Source organism: Dyella japonica (assembly GCF_040545895.1).
Lineage (GTDB): Bacteria > Pseudomonadota > Gammaproteobacteria > Xanthomonadales > Rhodanobacteraceae > Dyella > Dyella japonica_D.
The window spans coordinates 71,369-93,534 of the sequence record NZ_JBEPMU010000005.1 but is presented as its reverse complement, the minus strand read 5'-3'; the positions used below and the strand labels follow the sequence as shown (position 1 = coordinate 93,534).

Below are 22,166 nucleotides of genomic sequence, written 5' to 3'. Positions count from 1 at the left end.
TCCAGTGACATTCGAATTACAACGTCAATCGCTACTACGAGTCCACGACCGGGCGATATTTGCAGAGTGATCCGATGGGACTGGATGGCGGGTTGAGCACTTATGCCTATGCGGCTAGCAACCTCACGATAGTGGCCGCCTCAATCCCTGAGACGGCCCGGTGTGGAGCGGCTTAGAACACCCAGGTCAGACTCATGCGAGCGGACTGGTCGCTGGCGTGGCTGGCGAACTGGCCGTTGTAGCTGGCATCCACCGTCACCTTGCGCGACAACGCAAAGCTCAGGCCGCCGTTGAAGGCAGCGGCATTGCGCGCCACCGGCACGCCGTCGACGGCGTAGGCCACGTTGCCGTTGGCGAAGCGCATCGTGCTGCTGGTGGCCGTGTCGCCCCAGGCATGCTGCCAGCCCAGGCCAAGATGCGCCCGCAGGCCGCCGCTGGCATCGAGCGCGAACACGCTGCGCAGGCCGAGCGTGGCGTAGGTGGACGAATCGGTCTGCGCATTGGCGTCCAGCGCTGCCGCGCCGTTGCCTTCGCTCGCGGTGTCCGTGTGCAGTCGCACGTAGGCCACGTTGAGGAACGGCGAGAACGTCGCAGCCGGCGTGCCGAACGCGTAGCTCGCATCCACATAGGCCTGTTCGGTGTTGGCGTCGTACTCGCTGTCGTAGCGGTTGTTGAACGCATCGAAGGACACCGAGCGATGGCTGTCCACGGTCTGCCAGGTATAGGCTACTGCGCCTTGCAGCTGGAAGGCGTCCGCATGCATGCCGCCGTAGATGCCGAGGTGCGTGCCGGTGGTGTGCGACGACGAACCCAGCGTGTCGACGTTCGCGCTGTTCTCGCCGAAGCCGGCCACAGCGCCGATGCGCGCCTGAGAGCCGAGCGCCATGTCCGCGCCGACCAGCAGGCCGCTGCCGTTCGCCTGCAGGCGCGAGGCGTTGCCGTTGGCGTCGTGATCGCCCCAATGGCCCCAGCCGGACGTCCACGCGGATACGCCGTTGTCGTCGGTGGCGCTGGTGCCGGTGGCGGCGTTGCTGAGGCCGAGCAGGTGATCGTTGATGGCATCGCGCACGTAGCGGCTGTCGTCCATCAGGGCCGTGCGCGTGCTGGCGTAGATCTCGCCGGAGAGCTGGTCGTACGCGTGGCGGGCCGTCGCCGCATCGGCCATCACCACCGCGTTGTACAGCGCGCTGTTCCAGCCCAGCGCCTCGACTGCGCCGGCGGTGGCGCGTTCATTGGGCGTCTGCGCCACGCTGGTGAACGTCACGTCGTTGCGTTCCAGCGACAGCGTGACGCTGTTGGCACCGTACGCGAGCATCGGCGTAAGGAAGGCAAGGTTGCTGCTCGCCGAGGCGAACTGGCCGCTCACGCCCTGCGTGGCGGTGAGAATGGTGTAGTCGGTGCGCGGCGCCCAGTTGCCGGTGGCGCCGAGCACCACGGTGCTGCCGGCAATGCTCGCCTTGCCGTTCACCGTGAGCAGGTCCGCCTGGCCGGTGGGCGCCGCATCGATCACCAGCGCACCGTTTGCACCCTGCGTGTAATTGCCCTGGATGGTGAGCGTGCCGATGGAGCCGCCCGGCTGCACCGAACCGTTGTTGGTCACGTTGCCCACGATGGTGCCGTGGCCGCGCAAGGTGCCGCCTGCTACCACCTGCACGTTGCCGCCCAGCGTGGCGGAAGCATTCGTTGCATCGCCCACTTCCAGCGTGCCCGCCTGCACCGTGGTGGTGCCGGTGAAGCTGTTCTTGCCGTCGAGCACCAGCATGCCGGTGCCGGACTTGGTCAACGTACCCGTGCCACTGAGCACGCCGTTGTAGACGCCATCGCTGGCCTGGTTGAACACCAGCGCCGCGTTGTCGGCGATGTTGCCCTGCAGGCTGGTGGTGTCGCCCTGCAAGGTGCCTGCGGTGATGGTGGTGCCGCCGCTATACGTGTTGGTGCCAGCAAGCGTAAGCGTGCCGGCACCGATCTTGGTGAGCGTGCCGGTACCAGTGATGACGCCGCCAAAGGTGCCATCGCTTACCTGGTTGAAGACCAGAGACGCGTTGTCGACGATGTTGCCTTGCTGACTGACGGTGTTGCCCGGCAGCCTGCCCGTAATGCTCGGCAGGCTCGTGGTATCGCCCTGGAGCGTACCGGCGGCAATCGTCGTAAGACCGGTGTAGTTGCTGGTGCCCGTCAGGATCAACGTGCCGGTGCCTGCCTTTGTCAGGCTAGCCCCGCCATATTCGGGTCCACGAAAGAGCTGCTCGCCAATCGAGCCGCTTTGCGTAGCGATATCGTTGCCGTCAACTTCTACGGTGCCACCACCGACGAGATTCAGGCCATTGGCGATGGTAATGCCGTTTCGATAGACAGTCGTGCCGCCCAGAAGGTCAATAGTGCCCGTGCCAGCGGCTTTGCTGTTGCCAAGTATCAGCGTGCTCCAAACTACGGTGTCGCCGCTGTAAGTGCTTGCTCCATTGAGCACCGCGCTTCCCTGACCCTGGCTGATTCCGATGGTCACCTGGTTGAAGTGGGAGATGGACCCGCCGTAGGTGAAAGTGTTGCCCTGGCCCGGCGAGATCAGCAGTGTGCTCGTGCCGGTGCCGCCATCGATATCGCCGTTCACCACCGCCGAGCCGCCGAGAATCTGCAGGCTGCTGTTGCCGCTGCCGAGATCGACCGCGAGGTTGCTGCTGTCGGCCGTGATGGTGCCGTAGTTGACGATGGTGGCGTTGTTGCCGCCCGTATACACCGCGGCGCCTGCACCGCCGCCTTCCAGCGTGCCGCCGGCGAGATTGTTGATGGTGACGGTGAACGCGTTGGCGGCGCCCGTCACGGCGATGGCTGCATCACTCTGGCCGCGGATCAGGCCGCTGTTGGTGATGGTGGTGTTGCCGTAGATGCCTTGCGTGGGAATCGGTGCGTCGGTGGTCGGATCCTTGTCCAGGCCGGCCAGCGTGATACCGCGGCCGGTGCCCGTGTTGACGGTGTTGTCGGCATTGGTCGCCGAGTTGTCGCCTTCGATGGTGCCCGAGTTGACGATGGTGCCGCCGCCCACGGTGACGCCTTCGCTGGTGTCGTTGTACGCATGCAGTGATTTGATGGTGCCGGTGTTGGTGATGTTCACCAGGCCATCCACATCCACGCCGTCGCCGTCGCCATTCACGCCGTTGCCGGTGATGGTGCCGTGGTTCACCACGGTCACCACTTCGTTGGCGTTGAAGCCGTCGATGTTGATGCCCGAGCCGTTGTCGCCCTGAATGGTGCCGCCGAAGTTGTTGGTCACCGACAACATGTAGGCGCCGCTGGTGGTCACATCCTTGTTGCCGCCGGTGATGCCGTGGCGAGCGCCTTCGATGGTGCCGGTGCCAGCCACGCTGGCCGAGCCGGCGTTGGCGTTGACGATGGTGATGCCGCTGTTGGACTGCGCATCGACGCCATCGCTGCCATCGGTGCTGCCCGGCGCATTGGTCGACTTGATCAGGCCGTCGTTGTAGACGAAGCCGTTGACGCCGGGACGCACCGCGTCCGCCTCGAATGCTTCGATGTCGCCGGTGGCGTAGTTGTAGAGCGCGTTGCTGCCGGTGGTGATGGCATTGAAGTCGATCGCCTGTGCACCGGCCTTCGAGGCATTGAGCGAGGTCAACCGGCCGTAGTTGGTGAACACGACGTTGCTGCTCGCCTTGTTCATCTGGATGACGTCGTTGTCCGCCGTCTGCATCACCGCACCCACACCGTTGGTGACGGTGAGCGTGAGGTTGCCGGTGTTGTCGCGGATGGCGCGGCCGGTGCTCGTGTCGAGCAGGGTGCCGTTGTTGGTGATCGTACTGCTGCCGGTCACGGCGATGGCGGCCGAGGTACTGGTCACCGACAGCGTGCCGGTGGCATCGATGGTGCCGGTCTGCGTGGCTGCAAGGGTCTGCGCCGTGTTGGACGTTTGTCCGGCAGTGATCTCGAACGTGGCGGCGTGCGCGGTATCGACCAGCGCGAGCAGGATTCCGGTAACGAGCAGCTTCTTTTTCATGGATCCTCCGTGACGTAATTGTCCCAGTGTAGCGAGGTTGCTGCGTAACGCTCATGACAGCAGGGTTAGGCGGTTCCTTCCTTAGCATTGTCTTAGGCTGCGGATTGCGGAATCCTGCGGAAGTTATCCATACGCCGGCGCCGATTGGCAAAAGAGCCAGTCGATACAGCCGTTTAAGTGTTTCCTAAGCCGGCTGGCGGATAATCCGGGCGTACATCGCCAGAAGGGCGAAGGAGCGTCACCTCGTGCACATTCTTCTGGTTGAAGACGACGCGCAGCTCGGATCGGCGATCCAGCGCGCGCTCGAACGGCTGAGCTATACGGTGTCGTGGCTGCGCGACGGCCGTTCGGCGCTCGCGGCCATGCGCGACCGCACCGCCGATCTCGTGCTGCTCGACCTGGGCCTGCCCGGTCGCGATGGCATTGAGGTGCTGGTGGAAGCGCGCCGCGCGCACGTCGACACGCCGGTGCTGGTGATGACGGCGCGCGACGGCCTCACCGCGCGCGTCGATGGGTTGGACGCGGGCGCAGACGACTACCTCACCAAGCCGTTCCACGTGGAAGAACTCGCTGCGCGCATCCGCTCGCTCACGCGTCGCATGCGCGGGCTGGCGGTGAACCGCATCGAGGTGGGCGTGTTGAGCCTGGACGTGGGCACTTCGGAGGTCACCTTCCGTGGCCAGCCGGTGGACCTCACGCGCCGCGAGTTTGCCTTGTTGCAGGCGCTGATGGAAAACGCCGGCCGGCTGGTGCGGCGCGAAAGCCTGGAGAACTCGCTGTACGGTCTGGACCACGTAGTGGGCAACAACGCGCTCGAAGTGCTGGTGCATGCCTTGCGCCGCAAGCTGAGCTTCGAGACGGTGCGCAACGTGCGCGGCTTCGGCTACATGATTCCGCAGGATCCCAAGTGAGCCGCAGCAGTCTGCGCTCGCGGCTGCGCTGGCTCATTCTCGGCGTGATCGCGTTGGTCCTGCTGCCGCTGGGCGTTTACAGCCTGCGGCGCACCACCAACGAAGTGAACGAGCTTTCCGACGGCCGCCTCGCGCAATCGGCGCGCACGCTGCAGACGCTGGTCAACGAGATCGGCCTGCCGGCGCTGCAACGTCACAATGCCGAAGCGGGCGTGGTGGTGCCCATCACTGCCAAGTCCACGCAGGAACTGGTGCTGCACGGCCATACCTACGAGTCGGAAGTGGGCTTTCAGGTGTTCGACCGCGAGGGCCGGCCGCTGCTGGTCACCGGCAATCTCACCGCGTTGCCGCCGCCCGATGCCACGCATGCGGGTTTCAAGAACCTGCGCTTCGGCAATTACCGCTGGCGATTGTTCACGCTGCCGCCCACGTCCGATGGCGTGGTGGTGCGTGCGGCCGAACGCTACGACAGTCGGCGCGACATCAGCACGGCGCTGTGGATCGAACACGGTCTGCCGCCGCTCATCGCGCTGCCGGTGCTGGCCTTGCTGGTCGGCTGGGCGGTGCGGCGCGGCTTGCGGCCTCTGGACGCGCTGGCGGAGAAACTCGCCGTGCGCCAGCCGGGCAGTCGCGATACGCTCGACGTGGCCGAAGCGCCGCGCGAACTGGAACCGGTGCTCGATGCGCTCAACAGCCAGTTCACCCTGCTGGAGGAGGCGCTGGAACGCGAGCGGCGTTTCAGCGCCGACGTGGCCCACGAACTGCGCACGCCGCTGGCTTCCACCATGATCAACCTGGAGAACGCACAGGCCAGCCGCGACACGCGCGAAGCCGACGTGGCGCTTTCGGGTGCGCGCGAAAGCCTTGCGGCGCTGGCGCGTCGCGTCGAACAGTTGTTGTCGCTGGCGCGCCTGGAGGCGAGCTCGCGCTCCGATGGTCATGCGGATGTCGACCTGCTCGCCGTGGCGCGCAGCGTCATCGAGGAACTGTCGCCGCTCATCGGCAACTCGGACGTGGAACTGGACGTGACGCTCGCCGACGGTGCGCTGATGGTGCGCGGCAACGAAGCGGCGCTGGCCGCATTGCTGCGCAACCTGCTGGAGAACGCGCTGCGCCATGTGCCCGAGGCTGGCCATGTGCAGCTGGTCATCCGGCGCGAGTCGGACCACGCCGCCATCGACGTGATCGACGATGGCGAAGGCATTCCGCCGGAACGTCGCGCGGCCGTGTTCACCCGCTTCCATCGCGAGGCGGGCAGCCGCGGCGAAGGCTACGGGCTGGGCCTTTCCATCGTGCAGCGGGCGGCGCAATTGCACGACGCCTCCATCGAACTGCTCGATTCACCCTATGGGCGCGGCCTGCGCGTGTTCGTGCGAATACCGTTGAGCGACACGCACGGTTGAGGCGTTGCCTGTCTTCCAGGCTTTACAAAGTGAACGCTAAGGCATGTTCGGTAGGGTATGGAATCCCTCCTTATGCATGGATCGTCGGTGCCTGCTCCGTTTGCCACGCGTCACGCTGGACGACTGCCGCGGATGCGCATCGCCGCCGCCATGCTGCTGGCCGCATGTATGGGCGGTTGCGCCACGTACCACGCCAAGCCGCTGCCGGAACAGGCCGCGTCGGCGACGTCGCTGTCGCAGCTGCAAGGTTTTGATGCGACCGCACTGCCGCTGGACATGGCCACCGTCGAGCGACTGGTGCTGCTGAACAATCCGGACCTCAAGACCCAGCACGCACGTCATCAGGCCGCACAGGCGCATCGACGGCAGGATGGCGTGCTGCCCAATCCCAGCGTCGGCGGCAGCGTGGGCTATCTCCTCTCGGGGCCGGGCGACGCCACGGCATGGACGGCATCGATCAGCCAGGACATCGCCTCGCTCATCACCCTGCGGCCACGTCGCGAGGCGGCCAAGGCGAATGCCGATGGCGTCGATGCCGGCCTGCTGTGGGAGCAATGGCAGACGCTGGGCAAGGCGCGACTGCTGGTGATCGACCTGGTGGAAGGCGAGCAGCAGCTGGCGCTGCAACACCAGGCGATGGAATCGCAGACGCAACGCGAATCGCGCATTCTCGACGCGGTCCACGCGGGCAACATGGAACGCGTGACGGTGGCGTCCGACCTCGCCGCCGCCGCCGAGGCCCGCACTGCATTCGACGACCTGCAACGTCGACAGCTCGACCTGCGTCAACAGCTCAACGCGCTGATGGGCCTGAAGCCCGATGTCGTGCTGCCACTCGCGTCCACCTTGCCGTCGGCGAGCGTGGATGCCGCAGCGATGCGCGAACAGTTCGACAGCGTAAGTCGCCGCCGCCCCGACCTGGTGGCCTTGCAACTGGGCTATCGCGCGCAGGAAGCCACGCTTCGCGCAGCGGTGCTGGCGCAGTTTCCGCCGCTCGCCATCGGCTACGACGCCTCGCAGGACAATAGCCGCGTGCGCAACGGCGGGCCTGCGGTGAACTTCACGCTGCCGATCTTCGATCACAACCAGCACAACGTCGCCATTGCGCGTGCCACGCGCGAGCAACTGCACCAGCAATACACGGTGCGCCTCGCCACCGCGCATGACGACGTCGACGCCTTGCTTGCCCAGTACGTGCAGCTCGACGCGCAGCGGCAGACGCTCGCACCGGCCGCGGACGATGCTGTACGTGCCGCCTCGCAAGCCGATCGTGCTGCGCAAGCCGGGCTGATCGACGTGCGCAACGCCACCGATCTTCGCGTCGCCGCCATCAACCGTCAGCTGGCGCAGCTCGCCATCGAGCAGGCCATGCTCGAACAGCAAGCCGCGCTCGAGTTGCTGGTGGGGCGCGGCATGCCGACTTCTCTCGAACAGGACGTGATGGCCCCATGATTCAACGACCGCACTGGATCGCTGCGGCACTGGCCGCCCTCACGCTCGCGGCGTGTTCCGCCAGCGAAGCACCCGATGACGCTGCGGTGAGTGCCGCGGTGGTGACGGTGCCGCTCAAGCAGGGCAGCGTTCCCGAAACGGTGGCGGCGTATGGCAGCGCAGGGCCGGCCGCCGATGCCGCGCAGGTGATCAGCGTGCAGGCGATGGGACGCGTCACGCACTGGAACGTCACTGTCGGCGCACCGGTCAAGCGTGGCCAGTCCTTGCTTGCCTTCACGCTGGCGCCTTCAGCCGTGGCGGCGTACCAGCAGGCGGCGACAGCGCAGAGGCTCGCGCAGGCGGAGCGTACGCACGTCGCGCAACTGTTCTCGCAGCAACTGGCGACACGCGATCAGCTCGATCAGGCGGAGAAGGCCGAGAAAGACGCGCAATCCAACCTGGACGCGTTGGTGCAACAGCAGGGCCGCAGTGCGACGCTGGATGTCACCGCACCGTTCGACGGCACCGTGGTCACCGTCGATGCGCAACAAGGCGACAATCTGCAGCCCGGCGCCGCGCTGCTCACGCTGCATCGTGGCGACGGCCTGGTCGTGACAGCGGGCGTGGAACGCGATGCGATGGCGCGCGTGCAGGTAGGCGCCAAGGCCGAGCTCATGCCCATCGATGGCGGCACGGCCGTGCATGGCACGGTGCGCCGCATGTCGCATGCACTCGATCCGCATACGCACCAGCTCACGGTGGAGATCGTGCCCGACGGTGCGCTGATCAACGGCGAGGGCTTTCGCGCCGACATCGTCGTCGGCCAATGGCAAGGCTGGCTGCTGCCGCGCGACGCGGTGCAGGGCGATGAGGAAGATCGCCACGTGTTCCAGGTGGCGAACGGCAAGGCAGTGAGTGTGCCGGTGAAGGTGCTGGGTGAATCGGCCGACGTTACCGTGGCGAGCGGCGCGCTCGACGCCAAACTTCCGCTGGTGACCGAAGGCGCCACGCAGCTGGACGACGGCATGGCCGTGCGCTTGCCGGCGGAGCACGCCAAGCCATGAGTCTGCCGACGTTATTGGCACGGCACGCGCGTGCCATCGTCATCGTGGCCTTTGCGCTCGCGCTGGCCGGATTGGCAAGCGCGTTCACCTTGCCGGTGGGCCTGTTCCCGCAGGTATCGTTTCCGCGCGTGGTGATCGATCTCGATGCTGGCGACCGGCCCGCAGACCAGACTGCGCTGCTGTTGACGCGTCCGGTGGAAGAGGCCATTCGCACTGTGCCCGGCGTGGCCGGTTTGCGTTCGGAAACCACGCGTGGCTCGGCGCAGATCTCGGTGGATTTCGGCTGGGGACGCGACATGATCGCCTCCACCCTGCAGGTGGATTCGGCCATCGCCCGCGTGTTGCCCAGCCTGCCTGCCGGTGCTACGTACAACGTGCGCCGCATGGACCCCACGGTTTTCCCGATCATTTCGTATGCGCTGAAGTCCGACACGCTGTCGCCCGTGGCGTTGCGTGATCTGGCGCAGTACCAGATCGTGCCGCTGCTGGCGTCGGTGGAAGGTCTTGCGCGTGTCGACGTGCAAGGCGGCGAGACGGCGGAAGTGCAGGTGGAAGCCGACCCGCGAAAACTCGCGCAATACGGTTTGAGCCTGGACGATCTGGTCACCGCCGTGAATGGCGCCAATCAACTGGAAGCGGTGGGCCGCCTGCAGGATCGCAACCAGCTCTACCTCGTGGTGGCGAACCACTCGCTGCAACGCATCGATGCCATCCGCAACATCATCCTGAAGAACGATCCGCACGGCTGGGTGCGGCTGGCCGATGTCGCCACGGTGCACGAGGGTTACGTGCCGCAGTGGATCAAGGTGAGCGAGGACGGCAAGCCGGCCGTGCTGTTCAACGTGTACGAGCAGCCGGATGGCAACGCCGTGCAGATCGCCAGCGAAGTGCGCGCCCGGCTCGCGTCGTATCGGCTGCCCAAGGGCGTGACGCTCACCTCCTGGTACGACCAGAGCGAGTTGGTGGTCGAATCTGCGCACAGCGTGCGCGATGCCGTGCTGATCGGCCTGGTGCTCGCTGCCGCCGTGCTGCTGGTGTTCCTGCGCAATCTTCGCGTGACCTTGATCGCTATGCTGGTGGTGCCGGTGACGCTGGCCGTCACGGTGCTGCTGCTGCAGGTGTTCGGCATGAGTTTCAACATCATGACGCTCGGCGGCATCGCCGCCGCCGTGGGCCTGGTGATCGACGACGTGATCGTGATGGTGGAACACGTGGCGCGGCGCGCAGGTGCGTTGCAAGGTGGCGGCGAGTCGGCGGTGCTGCCCGCAGCGCGCGAATTCCTCGCACCGCTCACCGGTTCCAGCCTCGCCACGCTGATCGTGTTCATTCCGCTGGGCTTGTTGAGCGGCGTCACGGGCGCGTTTTCCAAGGCGCTGTCGATCACCATGGCCAGTGCGCTCGCCGTGTCGTGGCTGGTTTCCGCGTTCGTGGTGCCGCCGCTGTTGCGGCGTTGGATCGACTTCCGCCATTGGCACGATCCGGGCCTCGATCACGAAAGCTGGTTGTCCCGCTCGCACCAGCGGCTCTATGACGCGTTCGCGCGTCGCCCGCTGTGGCTGCTCGCCTTCGCGCTTCCGCTGCTGGTCGTGGGCGCCGTTGCGTATACGCACGTCGCCACGGGTTTCATGCCCGCGGTGGACGAAAGCGGCTTCGTGATGGACTACTACACGCGGCCAGGCACGTCGTTGCCCGAAACCGCGCGACAGGTTGGCCAGGTGGAAGCGATCCTTCATTCGATGCCCGAGGTGGATACGTTCTCGCGCCGTCTCGGCACGGGCCTCGGCGGCGATCTGGGCCAGTCGTACCACGGCGATTTCTTCGTGCATCTCAAGCCCGGTCATGCGCGTTCCACCGAAGAGGTGATGAGCGACGTGCGCGAGCATGTCGAGCACGAAGTGCCAGGTGTGGAAGTGGAGTTGGCTCAGTTGATGGAAGACCTCATCGGCGATCTCACGGCGGTGCCGCAGCCCATCGAGATCAAGTTGTATTCGGCCGATCCGAAGACGCTGGTGCCGCAGGCGCAACGCGTGGCCAAGGCCATCGCCGATATTCCGGGCGTGGTGGAGATCAAGGATGGCGTGCAGCTGGCGGGCGATGCGCTGAACGTGCAGATCGATCCGGACAAGGCCACGTTCGAGGGCATGACCGTGGCCACGGTGACGCAGGCGATCAACAGCGCGCTCACCGGCGTGGTCGCCACGCAGCTGCCGCAGGCCACCAAGAGCGTGGGCGTGCGCATCCGCATGCCCGATGCCATGCAGTGGCGCTTGCCGCAGCTGCTCGCGTTGCCGGTGCGGGCGCCCGATGGCCACGTCTTTCCGCTGAGTCGCGTGGCGTCCATCGTCACCGAGAACGGCCAGCCGCAGATCTCGCGCGAAAACCTGCAACCGATGGTGGCCGTGACCGCGCGCATCGACGGTCGCGGCATGGGTGCGGCCGTGGCCGACGTGAAGAAGCGGCTCGCACAGCCGGGCATGCTCGATGCGGATACGCGTTATGAACTCGGCGGGCTTTACCAGCAACAGCAGATCGCCTTCCTGGGTCTTGGCAAGGTGTTCCTGATGGCGCTGGTCGCCGAATTCGTGCTGCTGCTGTTCCTGTACGGACGTGCCGGGCTGGCGCTCGTGGTAATGGGTTGCTCGTTGTTCTCGGCCACCGCGGTGTTCATTGCGCTGTGGTTGTGCGGCGTCGACCTGAACATCACGGCGATGATGGGCATGACGATGATCATCGGCATGGGTACGGAGATGGCGATCTTCTACGTGTCGGAATACGTGACGCTGTCGCGTGACATGCCGCCGTTGCAGGCGCTGCGAGCGGCCAGTCGCGACCGCCTGCGTCCCATCACCATGACGACGCTCGCCGCCATCCTCACCTTGTTGCCGCTGGCACTGGCGTGGGGACAGGGCGCGGGCATCCAGCAGCCGCTGGCTATCGCCATCATCGCCGGACTCGCATTGCAATATCCGCTGGTGTTGCTGGTGATGCCGACGTTGATCGGCGTGGTGGCCGGTCATGCGCGGCGCGCTGGCTAGCCGCGCGAGCGCCCGATGTTGCCCTAGTTGGGCACGCCCACGGCATGTTCCATCGGCGGCTCCGGGCCGGCGGGCGTCGCCGGCGCCGCGGCTGGCGCGATGAAGTCGGCGGGTTCGCTGTAGACCACGCGATTGCGACCATCGCGCTTGGCCTGAAAGAGCCCGTTGTCCGCGTCGATCATCATCTGGCGCAGGTCATAGCCGCTGCGGTCGGTGGATGCCACGCCGAAGCTTGCGGTGATGACCACGAGCCGCGTTTCGCCCCACAACGGCGTGGCCGCGATGGCCTGGCGGATGCGTTCGGCGCGCTCGCGCGCCCGTATGGCGCTGCAGTCGGGCAGGTAGATCGCAAACTCCTCGCCGCCAAGGCGGCCGAAGATATCGCGGCGATGCAAGTGGTGCTGGCAGGCGGCCACGGCGCGCTTGAGCACCAGGTCGCCAATCACGTGGCCATGCGTATCGTTCACTTCCTTGAAGTGATCCAGGTCCACCAGCACCAGGCACGCGGCGCGCGTGGCCTTGGCGGCGGCGCGCAAGGCCAGCTCGGTTTCGTCGACGAAATGCTGGCGGCTATGGATGCCGGTGAGGCTGTCGCGCGTGGCCAGGCGCTTGAAGCGCATTTGTGAGCGCTTGATGCGCAGCAGCCAGAACGCAATGGACGCCACGATGGTGATCAGCAGCGCGATGTACAGCCGGCTCGTTTCCATGTCCTTGTGGTCCAGCTCGCGCTGCAACTGCAGGATCTCGTTTTGCTTGTTGAGCGAATCGACTTCCATCTTGTTGGCCAGCAGCTGCTGTTTGACCGTTTGATAGGCGATGGCGCGCGCGCTGACGTCGTTGAGGTAGCCCTTGTCGGCTTCCATGTATTGCTTGTGGAAGTCCAGCGCGGCACGCGTGTTGCCGAGCTTGTCTTCCACCTGGTACAGCACTTGATAGGCCGGTCCCAGCGAATCGGAAAACTTGTCCTTGACGGCTTCGGTGACGGCCTCGCTCGCATATTTGCGCGCTGCCACGAGGTCGCCAAGTTGCAGGTACGCCTGGGCCAGCGTCACGTTGACGGCGTTCATCAGTACGCGATAGTGGTACGAGACGAACTCGTCGTAATGCGCCTGGAGCAGCAGGATGGCGTCCTTGGGCCGGCCCTGTTCGATGGCGTATTTGGCCTGGTCGTTGCGCAGCGAATTGGCATACAACGCCTGCTTGGCCTTGATGCAGGTGTCGATGCCGCGATCGTATTCGGGGTCGGTGCCTCGCACCTTGCCCGCGCGGAACAGCACGCGCAGCTTGAACGCCATGCCCTGGCACGCGCGGTCGCGCAGCTCGGGATCGTCCAGGATGCGTTGCGCGTAGTCCGACGCCAGTTCGTACTGACCCGCCGCAGCGAGGAATTGCGCGGTTTCTCCCAGTGCCTGGTAACGAGCCTCCGCCGATTTCGCCGACGGCAGCAGGTCGACGAGCGTGCTTAGCTGGGTGAATGCCTCCTCGTAGTGCTGGCCGAAGCCGAGGATGTTCACCAGCGTGGCCAGCGCGCGAACCTGCAGCGTGGGATCGCCCGAGCGCGTGATGATGTCGTGGAGCTGGGGTCGGGCGAGGTCGTAGCGGCCATCGAATGCCGACTGCCATGCATCGAGATAACGCAGGTGCCATTGCTGGCCAGGGGAAAGCTCAGTCGCACGCTGGTCGAGCTGGCTGAGCAAGCGAAGGAATTCGCCGTGGTCGGCGGTCTTGAGCTTGTCGGCGCGTTCCAGCATTTGAACCGAGTCTTCCGCCGGCGTGGGTACGGCCGCGATGGCCGCACCCACCTGCCATCCTGCCAGCAGCGCTGTCAGGATGATCGCCCGGCTGAAGTGGCCGGCGCGGAACATCGTCAGGCCAGGTCGGCGGCGTGCGCGGAAGAGTGGCCGGCGCCGTTGCCGGGCTGCTTCGCCTGCTCCTCGCTTTCCTCGCCTTCTTCGCCTTCCTTCTCTTCCTCATCCTCGTCTTCGCGACGCGGCACGGTCTGGAAGCAGTAAGAAGGCGCGACCTTCAGCAGCGCGTGCAGCTCTTCCACGTTGCGCGCCAGGATGGCTTCGCTGGCCGCAGCTTCCACCTGGGCGTCGGCCAGGGCCAGGGCGACTTCGTCCTTGGCGGCCTGAAGCAAACGCGCATCGCTGCCAAGCTTTTCCAGAAAATCGATGACATCGGACATGTGGTATTCCCCCTGACGGTTGATAGTACGGCGACAGCTTGGTTGATGTCTTGCGCGTGGACGGCAAAGCGGCGCTTTTCCGATGAAGGAATAAGCGCGAGGGCGTCTCGCAGCGATCTGGTTTGGTTCCCCGATATCCCCTGCGCGAACGGCCGGTGCACATTTGCCACTGGTTCGCGCAACTACGGATCATAGTCCGGTTTTTTTCCGAAAATGTGCATGTCGGAAACGGCGTCGCGCCCATGCCGCTCCTGCGTTCCGCCGTGCCGGCCGCAGGCGGATCTCCCCGAGTGGCTTCCGTGCGTTGCGCGGGCGGCGGCGAGCGTATCCACCGCGTCGAGATCGGCGGGGCGCTTGGATCGATTCGAGCGTTCCATCGTCAACGGCGCGGCTTTGACGGAAACAGGGGCGCCCCGTGGGGGAAGGGCTGGCGCCCGGAGGTTATTCGGTGCAGGCGGGCGGGCCCACGAACGACATGACCTCCGCCAGAAAGGCCTCGGTGTGCTCGCCGTGCAACCGATGCCCGGTGCCGATCTGGCGGAAAGCGGCATGGGGAATCTGGGCCGCCAGCAGCGGCAGGCGCGCGGTGACGAGCCCATCGTCGTGGCCGGCCAGGAGCAGACACGGTGCGCGCAGGGTGGACAGCCGCGACCACCACGCCGGCATGGGCGTGCGCAGTTCCGGCAGCACCGTGCGCGCTGCGCGCACGTCGAACTGCCGCAACAGCATCAGGCGCAGCAGTCGGCCCATGCCCAGCAGGCGCAGGGCACGCCGCCAGGCGGCGCCGTCCTGTGCCGCGGCCATGGCCGTCGCGTCCGCGATATCGCGTGGCGGCACCGGCGCGGCTTCGATGACCAGCCGGCGGATGCGTTCGGGCTGGCGCGTGGCGAGTTTCAGCGCCAGATGTCCCCCCAGCGAATGACCGATCAGGTTGATGGCGCCTAGCCCCAGGGCGTCGAGCAGGGCGCTGAGGTCGTCCTCGAAATCCGCCAGGGCATAGGTGGGCGTCCAGTCGCTGCGCCCGTGGCCGCGCAGGTCCGGCGCAATGACCTGGAAGCCCTGCCCGGCGAGTGCTTCGGCGGTGTTCGCCCAACTGGCGGACTGGCTGGCGAACGCGTGGATCAGCAGGACGGGTTCGCCGCCCTGCTCGCCATAGGTGCGATAGGCCAGGCGATGGCCGCGCAGGCGCAGGAAGCGATAGATCGATAGGCGGCTATCCAAGACCGGGCTCCGCAGCGTGACCAGCGCAATGTCGCATGGCCTTCCTGGGCGGCGATAGCTGGCCGAACTTCACTGGCTTGCTTCAGGTTGGGATGGCTATGATCGCCGCATCGACGCGGCATGGCCGGCGCAAGGCCGCCATGCTCATGGAAGGCTCATGCATAAGGAGTAGCGAGCGATGAAGCAGCGAATGTTGTCCACTGCGGCCTGCGTGCTGGCCGCCATGCTTGCGGCACCGGTCTGGGCCCAGCAGGGCGCCGCGGCGAATCCGGCTGATTCGTACCGCGAGCCGTTGAACGTGCTGGCCAAGAGCCAGGATCCGACGTCGCCATCCACGCCACCTGCATCGTTGCCGGTGTTCGCGCCGCAGCCTTCCGCTGGTCAGCGCCTGTCGCAGAATGCGCTGACGTTTGCGGCACGCTCGGCGGTGGTCGTGGCGGCGCAGAAGAAAGGCGTCTATACGGCCGTGCCGTCGCCCTCTTATCAACCTTATCGCCCCGGAACGTCCGTGCCCGAGCCGGCCACGACAGAGCACCTGTGTCCGCCACTGGGCACGCCGAATCTGCCGGACGTGTGCCGCGATCGCGGGGCCGTCGTCACGATGAATCGCAACGGCCTGGTTTCGTCCACGGGCACGCCGTTCTAAAACGGTAGCCGGTCCCCGATACGGCAGCATGGGGGTGCGATGCGGCGCCACTCATTGGCTGGCTGATGCATCGGTGCCGGTCTTCAATGTGGCGAGTGCATCGAGCAGCGCCTGTCCCTTGGGCGTGCCCAGACCCGTGCAGGCGTCCCAGCCCTTGGCGGCCTTGAACTTGCCGTTGTTGCCCCGCGTGATGTCGTGGAACGCGGCGAGGCCGATGCCGTAGAGCGCTTCGTGCGGATCGCCAATGCTTTGTCCCAACTGCTGGTTGAAGCGCGCGATGAGCGCGGCCCACAGCGGCGCGACGGCGCTGGTGCCGCCGATCACCTCGTTCTGTCCATCCACGCGTATCTGATAACCCGTGTTGGGATCGGCATCGCCGGCGACGTCCGGCGTGCCGCGCCCCGCGTAGCCGTTGGTGCCCTTGGGCACCTTCATCGACTGCTGCCACGTGGGCAACGCGAAACTCGCGCTCACGCCGCCGCCGGTGGCGCCTTCATTGCTGGCCAGCTCGTTCCACACCGTTTCGCTGGTGATCGCCGTGCTGCTGGCGACGAGTTTGGTGCCGCCACAGGCGAGCGCGTAAGGACTCGATGCCGGGAAATCCACATGCGGCTGGTTGTCGCTCTCGCCATCGGTGTAGCCGCTGTCGCCGCACGCAACCGTGACGGTCACGCCCAGCGCCGCCGCATCCTGCAGTGCGCTCTGCATCGCATTGAGCGATGACGCGGACCAGCTGTCTTCCGGACCGCCCCAGCTGATGGAGATCACCGATGGTTGCTGGGTGGCGTCGTGCGCGGCCTGCGAGATGGCCTCATAGAAACCCTGGTCGGTATTCAGCGCGAAGTACACGGCGATGCTGGCGCCGGGAGCGAGTGCGCCGATCACTTCCACGTCGAGCATCACTTCACCGTCCGCATCGCCGCCGGGCTGGCTGGTGCCGCCCTGCACGGATACCACCTTCACCGTCGGCGCCTTGATGCCCAGCGATTGCATGTACTGGGTGAAGTCGCTTTGCGTGAAGCCGCCGCCGAGTTCGACCACCGCCACGGTCTGGCCGCTGCCGTCGAGCGCTGCAGGAAATTGATACAGCGTGCCGAGTTCAACCGGTGTGTACGTTTTGGCGGGCGTGGCGGCGGGACGACGAAAATGCGGACGCGCGATGGGTCGCTTGTCCAGGCCGAGCACGGCGATCACGCGCGAGGAGATATCGCTGGGCAACGAGGGCGGCAGGTGACAACCGATCATTTCCGGACCGCCGTCGGGCATCTGGTAGCGGCCCAGTTGCACGCCGAACGCCTGTTGCAGCGCCTGCGGTGTGCCGCGCAGATGCATCACGCGACGATGCAGTTCGCAACCTGTTTCGGTGAGGCCGTGATCGCGTGCGAAATTGCGAATGGTGTCCGCATCCGCAGGATCAGCGCCCCATTGCGTGCCGAAATCCGCACGGGACACGGCGGCGCGGTGTGGCCACGCAGCGGTCGCGGGATGACTGCCGCGGCGTCGCATCACCACCGTGACATCCATCGGATCGGCCCCTTCGTGCGGTCCGAGATAGCGCGCTTCGTTGGCGAGCGGCCAATGATGAGGGCGGGCGGCGGACATGCTCATGGGTGGCTCCTTGATGGCAAGCCGCAGAGACTGCACCTGCCCATGTTGCAGTGGGGTGTTTGTTCGTGAAGGCATTCATGCGTGGTGCGGTTTGGAGGTCTCGACGCCCGCGTCAACATGACTTTCCGGTACGGGCGCAAGGAAGCGCTAAAATGTGCGAATGTCCTGCCCGAGAATTCACCCATGAGCTATCCCGCCGTACGCATGCGCCGCATGCGCCGCGATGCCTTCTCGCGTGCGTTGATGCGCGAGCACACCCTGCTTCCCTCTGACCTGATCATGGTCGCCTTCATCATCGAGGGAGAAGGGCAGCGCGAACCGGTGCCGTCCATGCCGGGCGTGGCGCGTCTGTCCATCGACGAATTGCTCAAGCTCGCAGGCGAATGCGTGCGGCTGGGCATTCCCGCGCTGGCGCTGTTCCCGTCGCCGGGCGCATCGGTGAAGACGGAAGATGCGCGCGAAGCGTGGAACCCCGACAGCCTCATGCAGCGCGCCACGCGTGCGCTCAAGGCAAAGTATCCGGAGCTTGGCCTGATCGGCGACGTGGCGCTCGATCCCTACACCACGCACGGCCAGGACGGCTTGATCGACGAACACGGCTACGTGATGAACGAGCCGACCATCGAGGCGCTGATCAAAATGTCGCTGGCGCAGGCCGAGGCCGGCATGGATTTCGTGGCGCCGTCGGACATGATGGATGGCCGCATTGGTGCGATCCGCGATGCACTGGAAGAAGCCGGACACATCCACACGCGCATCCTTGCGTACTCGGCGAAATATGCATCGGCGTTCTATGGTCCGTTCCGCGATGCGGTGGGTTCGGCCGCCAATCTCGGCAAGGGCAACAAGCACACGTACCAGATGGATGTGGGCAACAGCAACGAAGCGCTGCGCGAGATCGAGCTGGACATCCATGAGGGCGCCGACGCCGTGATGGTGAAGCCGGGCATGCCTTATCTCGACGTGTTGCGTCGGGTGAAGGATGCGTTCGGCATGCCCACCTTCGTGTATCAGGTGAGCGGCGAGTACGCGATGTTGAAGGCCGCGGCGCAGAATGGCTGGCTGGATGAGAAGGCCGTGGTGCTGGAGTCGTTGACGGCGTTCAAGCGGGCGGGGGCGGATGCGATCCTGACGTATTTTGCAGTGGATGCGGCGAGGTGGTTGAAGGGGGAGTGAGGCTGCTTTCTCTTTTGAAACGGGCGCAGTTTTTCAGTTCGTCATCACGGTCTACCTCCAACGGGGGCAAGGGCCGGAGGCGTTTCAACAGCCGAATGGCTGGTCTTATTTTTGTTCGTCATCCCGGCGAAGGCCGGGATCCAGTGACGTTGCACTTGGTTATCGCGAATCTTTTGTTCGCTCCTATGCGGCGCTTCCGCGATCTGGCCGCCTGCGCGGCGGGCGTTTCGATCGGCTGCCGCCGCTCGAGTCACTTTTCTCTTGCTGGCCCAAGAGAAAAGTAACCCAAAGAGAATGGCCTGTAGAGCTAAGGGCTCATAGCGTTCTGTTGGATACGAGCCTTGCAGCCTTCGGAGCGCGGATCGTCACGATCTCTCTAATCGACGTTGCGGCTACACCGCAACGCGCCGATGCGAAGAGGACTTAAAGCGGAGTGTCGCTTCGCTCTTTTTGAGGCATGGCTGCCTGTGATACGCGTGCCTCTCCCTCTCCCACTCGGGAGAGGGAGAGGCAATCTTGCGTTGTCCGTCACGCACTTCGATACGTTCCAAGATCCGCCTGCACGCCCAGTTCGTGCATGAACGCTGCCGGGTCGAAACGCTCCTGCGCATATCGCGCCTGCATCGCTGCCTTGGCTGCGGCCATGTGCGATTCGTTGCTCCATTCCACCACGGTCATCAGGTTGAATTCGCCGGCGAGGTCGGGTTGGGTCAGTACGAGGTTCTGGCGGCAGCCGGGGAGTTTGTCCAGTAGTTGTTGGGTCAGGCGCAGGCGTGCCATGAAGGCCGGGAAGGCGTGAGCGGGGACGTTGAAGCGGTCGATGCGGTACACGGGGGCGTGATCGACGACGAGTGGCTGGCTCATGGCTGTCTCTGGCAAGGAAGTTCGTGGCACTCTAGGACCTCAACCAAACTTGAGGTCAAGAGGTGCCGCATGAGCAAGCTTCCCGGTCACGGGCTGCCCATGACGCTGGGCGTGGGCGAGGTGGCGCGTCGCAGTGGCGTGGCGGTGTCCACGCTGCATTTCTATGAAACCAAGGGATTGATTCGCAGCGAGCGTTCGGTCGGCAACCAGCGGCGTTATGCGCGGGCCGTGTTGCGCCGGGTGTCGTTCATTCGAGTGGCGCAGCGCGTGGGCATTTCATTGGCGGATATCGCGGCGGCGCTCGATGCCCTGCCGCCTACGGACGCGCCCAGTCGCGCGGATTGGGCGCGACTGTCTGCCGCGTGGCGCGCGGAGCTGGACGAGCGCATGGCGCAGCTGAAGAAGCTGCGCGACACGCTGGATGACTGCATCGGTTGCGGTTGCCTGTCGATCGACCGCTGCCGCCTGCGCAACCCGAACGATCGATGGGGCGGGAAAGGCGCGGGTCCGCAACGGTTGCTGGTGGACAAGGCGCGTTAGGCACGCTTTACGCGTACTGCGCTTGGCCATTGCCGAACGACCAGTTCTCCTTGGCCGTTTCCAGCAGGTTGATGAACACGTCCTGCGGGCGCAGGCCCGGATCCTTGCTCAGCAGTTCGACGGTGTGCTTGTAGAACGCTTTCTTCTGCTCGACGGTGCGCGTGTTGTTGCAGGCGATCTGGATGATCACCAGGTCGTCGGTGCGCGCAATGTCGAGATAGTTCGGGTCGTAGTCGAATTCATCGGCGTCGTGCTGGTGCACAACGATGAAGCGGTCGTTCTGGGGCACGCTGAACGATTCGATCATCGCGCGATAGATGCTGTTGCGGATGGCGGCGATGTGCTGTGCCGACTTGCCACGGCGAAGCGAAACACGGACGAGAGGCATGGGATATCTCCAGCGGGGGATCAGGGTTGGGAAACGTGACCGACCTGGTAACGCTGGCCGGTGGCTTGGGCGGGAAGGGCGTCGTCCCACAGGCGGAAGCTCACGCGCGTCCACGTGGTGGGTTCGAAGGCGTTAACGGCGGCGACGGCGCCGCGTTCGATGTCACGTTGCAACAGCACGCGCTGTTCCTCGCGCAACGCATCGAGCGCCGTGTACGGCGCGATCGACTCGATCTCACGTGTGGCAAAGCGCGCGTGTCGCGCCTCGGGCGAGAGATAGACGTCCCACGCCGGCCACACGCGAATGGACGGCCATCCGAATGCCTTCGCCAGATTGGCAAAGCCTTCGCTGCCCAGGAATCGCTGCATCGCGGCGCTGTCGCGCCAGACGTAGAACGGCGCGTACAGGTTTTCGTCCGACGCGGAACCGTGTTCTGCATGCAGATAGGTTTTCAGCAGCAGGCCCTCGAAGTGATCGAGCAGGTGGCCTTTGTCCGCAATGCGCTGGCGCACGATCGCCATGTCGTAGTCGGCCGGCAGGGTGAAGCTGTATTGCATCGCGATCACGAGCGCGCCTCCTCGTCTTTCCGTTCGCCCGGAGGTATCGCCACCGATGTTGCGATGGCGCCTCCAAGCTTGACGGGAGTTAGCGTAGGGCGGACAGTATCATCCTGAAAATCGGAAAATATCGAACCAATAGTCCATGAAAGCGGGATGATGGCCATGAGGCGAGTCAATTTCGACCTCGACGTGCTGCGCACCTTCGTGACGGGCATGGAGCTGGGCAGCTTCGCCCGCGCCGCGGATCGGCTGGGGCGTTCGACGTCCGCGGTCAGCGCGCAGCTGAAGAAGCTGGAAGAGCAGGCCGGCACGCCGGTGCTGCGCAAATCCGGACGCGGCATGGCGCTCACCGAGGCGGGCGAGACCATGCTCGCCTACGCGCGCCGCCTGCTGGAGCTCAACGACGAGGCCGCGGCCGCCCTGCATGGCGCGGAACTCGAGGGCTGGGTGCGCCTGGGCCTGCAAGAGGATTTCGGCGAGAGCCTGCTCACCGATGTGCTGGGCCGCTTTGCCCGCGCGCATCCGCGCGTGAAGGTGGAAGTGCGCATCGCGCGCAATGCCGAGCTGCTGGAACGCGTGGCGTCGGGGCGTCTCGATCTGGCCTTGGCCTGGGATGCCGGCGCCACCATGCCGCATGCCGAGCGCGTGGGCACGGTGCCGTTGCGCTGGATCGCCGGTGCGGGGGCGATATGGCCACGCGACGACGGCGAACCGCTGCCACTGGTGATGCTGGAAGCGCCCTGCATCATGTGCACCGCAGCCACCACGGCGCTCGATCGCGCGAACATTCCCTGGCGCATCGCCTTCACCAGCGCCAGCCTGGCGGGGACATGGGCCGCGGTGGCCGCGGGTCTGGGCGTGTCGTTGCGCACGCCTTGCGGCCTGCCCGCCAGCGTGCGTGCCCTGTTGCCGCACGAAACGGTCTTGCCGTCGCTGGGTGAGCTGGGCCTGTGTCTGCATCGCGCGGAAGCGGAGTCGTCACCTGCAGTGGAGCGACTTGCTGCGATCATCACCCAGCAATGGCAGGGGCTTGCGCTCGCCGCCTGATTGGCAGACGCGTTCGCTGGTTGTGCGATGGGGGTCGGTTTAGCTGGCGCCTGCGTGGAATAATGCGATTCCCCCGAA

17 protein-coding genes and 1 pseudogene are annotated in these 22,166 nt (G+C 65.5%); 10 read left to right on the top strand and 8 right to left on the bottom strand.

What is annotated here, in order from left to right; all coding sequences use genetic code 11:
• Positions 1 to 26 precede the first annotated feature (26 nt).
• Positions 27 to 176, top strand: a pseudogene (locus ABIC75_RS16245) (RHS repeat-associated core domain-containing protein); the annotation flags it as partial.
• On the opposite strand, the gene ABIC75_RS16240 reads toward ABIC75_RS16245, so the two are convergent.
• A complete protein-coding gene (locus ABIC75_RS16240; RefSeq protein ID WP_354014934.1) occupies positions 173 to 4,006 on the bottom strand; it encodes an autotransporter outer membrane beta-barrel domain-containing protein in 3,834 nt (1,277 codons plus the stop codon). The pseudogene ABIC75_RS16245 and the gene ABIC75_RS16240 sit on opposite strands and share 4 nt — an antisense overlap.
• A 245-nt stretch (positions 4,007 to 4,251) precedes the next feature.
• Here ABIC75_RS16240 and ABIC75_RS16235 point away from each other — a divergent pair, with 245 nt between their 5' ends.
• The 5 genes from ABIC75_RS16235 (at position 4,252) to ABIC75_RS16215 (ending at position 11,850) form a co-directional block, all read left to right on the top strand.
• Complete coding sequence (locus ABIC75_RS16235; protein ID WP_354014933.1) at positions 4,252 to 4,917, top strand: response regulator; 666 nt, start codon at positions 4,252 to 4,254, stop codon at positions 4,915 to 4,917.
• The gene (locus ABIC75_RS16230) at positions 4,914 to 6,320 is read left to right on the top strand and encodes an ATP-binding protein (protein WP_354014932.1); all 1,407 of its coding nucleotides are present in this window, start codon (positions 4,914 to 4,916) and stop codon (positions 6,318 to 6,320) included. The genes ABIC75_RS16235 and ABIC75_RS16230 overlap by 4 nt, the downstream gene beginning before the upstream one ends.
• A gap of 132 nt (positions 6,321 to 6,452) precedes the next feature.
• Positions 6,453 to 7,772 carry a TolC family protein gene (locus tag ABIC75_RS16225; protein ID WP_354014931.1) on the top strand — a complete coding sequence of 440 codons (1,320 nt, stop codon included), beginning with the start codon at positions 6,453 to 6,455 and terminating at the stop codon, positions 7,770 to 7,772.
• On the top strand, positions 7,769 to 8,815 hold the full coding sequence (locus ABIC75_RS16220; protein WP_354014930.1) for an efflux RND transporter periplasmic adaptor subunit: 1,047 nt from the start codon (positions 7,769 to 7,771) through the stop codon (positions 8,813 to 8,815). The genes ABIC75_RS16225 and ABIC75_RS16220 overlap by 4 nt, the downstream gene beginning before the upstream one ends.
• Positions 8,812 to 11,850: an efflux RND transporter permease subunit gene (locus tag ABIC75_RS16215; RefSeq protein ID WP_354014929.1), complete on the top strand. Its 3,039-nt coding sequence runs from the start codon at positions 8,812 to 8,814 to the stop codon at positions 11,848 to 11,850. Before ABIC75_RS16220 ends, ABIC75_RS16215 begins: the two co-directional genes overlap by 4 nt.
• 23 nt (positions 11,851 to 11,873) lie before the next feature.
• On the opposite strand, the gene ABIC75_RS16210 is transcribed toward ABIC75_RS16215, so the two are convergent.
• The 3 genes from ABIC75_RS16210 to ABIC75_RS16200 form a co-directional block, all read right to left on the bottom strand.
• Positions 11,874 to 13,715, bottom strand: a complete 1,842-nt coding sequence (locus ABIC75_RS16210; RefSeq protein WP_354014928.1) for a tetratricopeptide repeat-containing diguanylate cyclase — start codon at positions 13,713 to 13,715, stop codon at positions 11,874 to 11,876.
• Between the two features lie 2 nt (positions 13,716 to 13,717).
• Positions 13,718 to 14,038 (bottom strand): hypothetical protein, encoded by a 321-nt coding sequence (locus tag ABIC75_RS16205; protein WP_354014927.1) that lies wholly within the window; start codon positions 14,036 to 14,038, stop codon positions 13,718 to 13,720.
• A 441-nt stretch (positions 14,039 to 14,479) separates the two neighbouring features.
• Positions 14,480 to 15,259 carry an alpha/beta fold hydrolase gene (locus tag ABIC75_RS16200; RefSeq protein ID WP_354014926.1) on the bottom strand — a complete coding sequence of 260 codons (780 nt, stop codon included), beginning with the start codon at positions 15,257 to 15,259 and terminating at the stop codon, positions 14,480 to 14,482.
• 178 nt (positions 15,260 to 15,437) lie between these two features.
• On the opposite strand from ABIC75_RS16200, the gene ABIC75_RS16195 reads away from it, so the two are divergent.
• Positions 15,438 to 15,905, top strand: a complete 468-nt coding sequence (locus ABIC75_RS16195; RefSeq protein ID WP_354014925.1) for a hypothetical protein — start codon at positions 15,438 to 15,440, stop codon at positions 15,903 to 15,905.
• Between the two features lie 51 nt (positions 15,906 to 15,956).
• On the opposite strand, the gene ABIC75_RS16190 is transcribed toward ABIC75_RS16195, so the two are convergent.
• On the bottom strand, positions 15,957 to 17,513 hold the full coding sequence (locus ABIC75_RS16190) for a S53 family peptidase (protein WP_354014924.1): 1,557 nt from the start codon (positions 17,511 to 17,513) through the stop codon (positions 15,957 to 15,959).
• A 183-nt stretch (positions 17,514 to 17,696) separates the two neighbouring features.
• Here ABIC75_RS16190 and hemB point away from each other — a divergent pair, with 183 nt between their 5' ends.
• Positions 17,697 to 18,689 carry a porphobilinogen synthase gene (gene hemB / locus ABIC75_RS16185; RefSeq protein WP_354014923.1) on the top strand — a complete coding sequence of 331 codons (993 nt, stop codon included), beginning with the start codon at positions 17,697 to 17,699 and terminating at the stop codon, positions 18,687 to 18,689.
• A gap of 528 nt (positions 18,690 to 19,217) precedes the next feature.
• On the opposite strand, the gene ABIC75_RS16180 is transcribed toward hemB, so the two are convergent.
• Positions 19,218 to 19,553, bottom strand: a complete 336-nt coding sequence (locus ABIC75_RS16180) for a hypothetical protein (RefSeq protein WP_354014922.1) — start codon at positions 19,551 to 19,553, stop codon at positions 19,218 to 19,220.
• Positions 19,554 to 19,622: 69 nt separating this feature from the next.
• Here ABIC75_RS16180 and soxR point away from each other — a divergent pair, with 69 nt between their 5' ends.
• Positions 19,623 to 20,093, top strand: coding sequence for a redox-sensitive transcriptional activator SoxR (gene soxR / locus ABIC75_RS16175; RefSeq protein WP_354014921.1), 471 nt, complete (start codon positions 19,623 to 19,625; stop codon positions 20,091 to 20,093).
• A gap of 7 nt (positions 20,094 to 20,100) precedes the next feature.
• On the opposite strand, the gene ABIC75_RS16170 is transcribed toward soxR, so the two are convergent.
• Both ABIC75_RS16170 and ABIC75_RS16165 read right to left on the bottom strand, forming a co-directional pair.
• Positions 20,101 to 20,481: a tautomerase family protein gene (locus ABIC75_RS16170; protein WP_354014920.1), complete on the bottom strand. Its 381-nt coding sequence runs from the start codon at positions 20,479 to 20,481 to the stop codon at positions 20,101 to 20,103.
• 20 nt (positions 20,482 to 20,501) lie between these two features.
• A complete protein-coding gene (locus ABIC75_RS16165; RefSeq protein WP_354015294.1) occupies positions 20,502 to 21,038 on the bottom strand; it encodes a DUF4865 family protein in 537 nt (178 codons plus the stop codon).
• 165 nt (positions 21,039 to 21,203) lie between these two features.
• On the opposite strand from ABIC75_RS16165, the gene ABIC75_RS16160 reads away from it, so the two are divergent.
• A complete protein-coding gene (locus tag ABIC75_RS16160) occupies positions 21,204 to 22,088 on the top strand; it encodes a LysR substrate-binding domain-containing protein (protein WP_354014919.1) in 885 nt (294 codons plus the stop codon).
• Positions 22,089 to 22,166 lie beyond the last annotated feature (78 nt).

Bases quoted from the DNA above. Each gene is read 5' to 3' on its own strand.
- ABIC75_RS16225 (WP_354014931.1), top strand. From the start codon at position 6,453: ATGCGCATCGCCGCCGCCATGCTGCTGGCCGCATGTATGGGCGGTTGC.
- hemB (WP_354014923.1), top strand. From the start codon at position 17,697: ATGAGCTATCCCGCCGTACGCATGCGCCGCATGCGCCGCGATGCCTTC.
- ABIC75_RS16195 (WP_354014925.1), top strand. From the start codon at position 15,438: ATGAAGCAGCGAATGTTGTCCACTGCGGCCTGCGTGCTGGCCGCCATG.
- ABIC75_RS16170 (WP_354014920.1), bottom strand. From the start codon at position 20,481: ATGCCTCTCGTCCGTGTTTCGCTTCGCCGTGGCAAGTCGGCACAGCAC.
- ABIC75_RS16180 (WP_354014922.1), bottom strand. From the start codon at position 19,553: ATGAGCCAGCCACTCGTCGTCGATCACGCCCCCGTGTACCGCATCGAC.
- ABIC75_RS16240 (WP_354014934.1), bottom strand. From the start codon at position 4,006: ATGAAAAAGAAGCTGCTCGTTACCGGAATCCTGCTCGCGCTGGTCGAT.
- ABIC75_RS16210 (WP_354014928.1), bottom strand. From the start codon at position 13,715: ATGTTCCGCGCCGGCCACTTCAGCCGGGCGATCATCCTGACAGCGCTG.
- ABIC75_RS16215 (WP_354014929.1), top strand. From the start codon at position 8,812: ATGAGTCTGCCGACGTTATTGGCACGGCACGCGCGTGCCATCGTCATC.
- ABIC75_RS16190 (WP_354014924.1), bottom strand. From the start codon at position 17,513: ATGAGCATGTCCGCCGCCCGCCCTCATCATTGGCCGCTCGCCAACGAA.
- ABIC75_RS16220 (WP_354014930.1), top strand. From the start codon at position 7,769: ATGATTCAACGACCGCACTGGATCGCTGCGGCACTGGCCGCCCTCACG.
- ABIC75_RS16160 (WP_354014919.1), top strand. From the start codon at position 21,204: ATGAGGCGAGTCAATTTCGACCTCGACGTGCTGCGCACCTTCGTGACG.
- ABIC75_RS16205 (WP_354014927.1), bottom strand. From the start codon at position 14,038: ATGTCCGATGTCATCGATTTTCTGGAAAAGCTTGGCAGCGATGCGCGT.
- ABIC75_RS16165 (WP_354015294.1), bottom strand. From the start codon at position 21,038: ATGCAATACAGCTTCACCCTGCCGGCCGACTACGACATGGCGATCGTG.
- soxR (WP_354014921.1), top strand. From the start codon at position 19,623: ATGAGCAAGCTTCCCGGTCACGGGCTGCCCATGACGCTGGGCGTGGGC.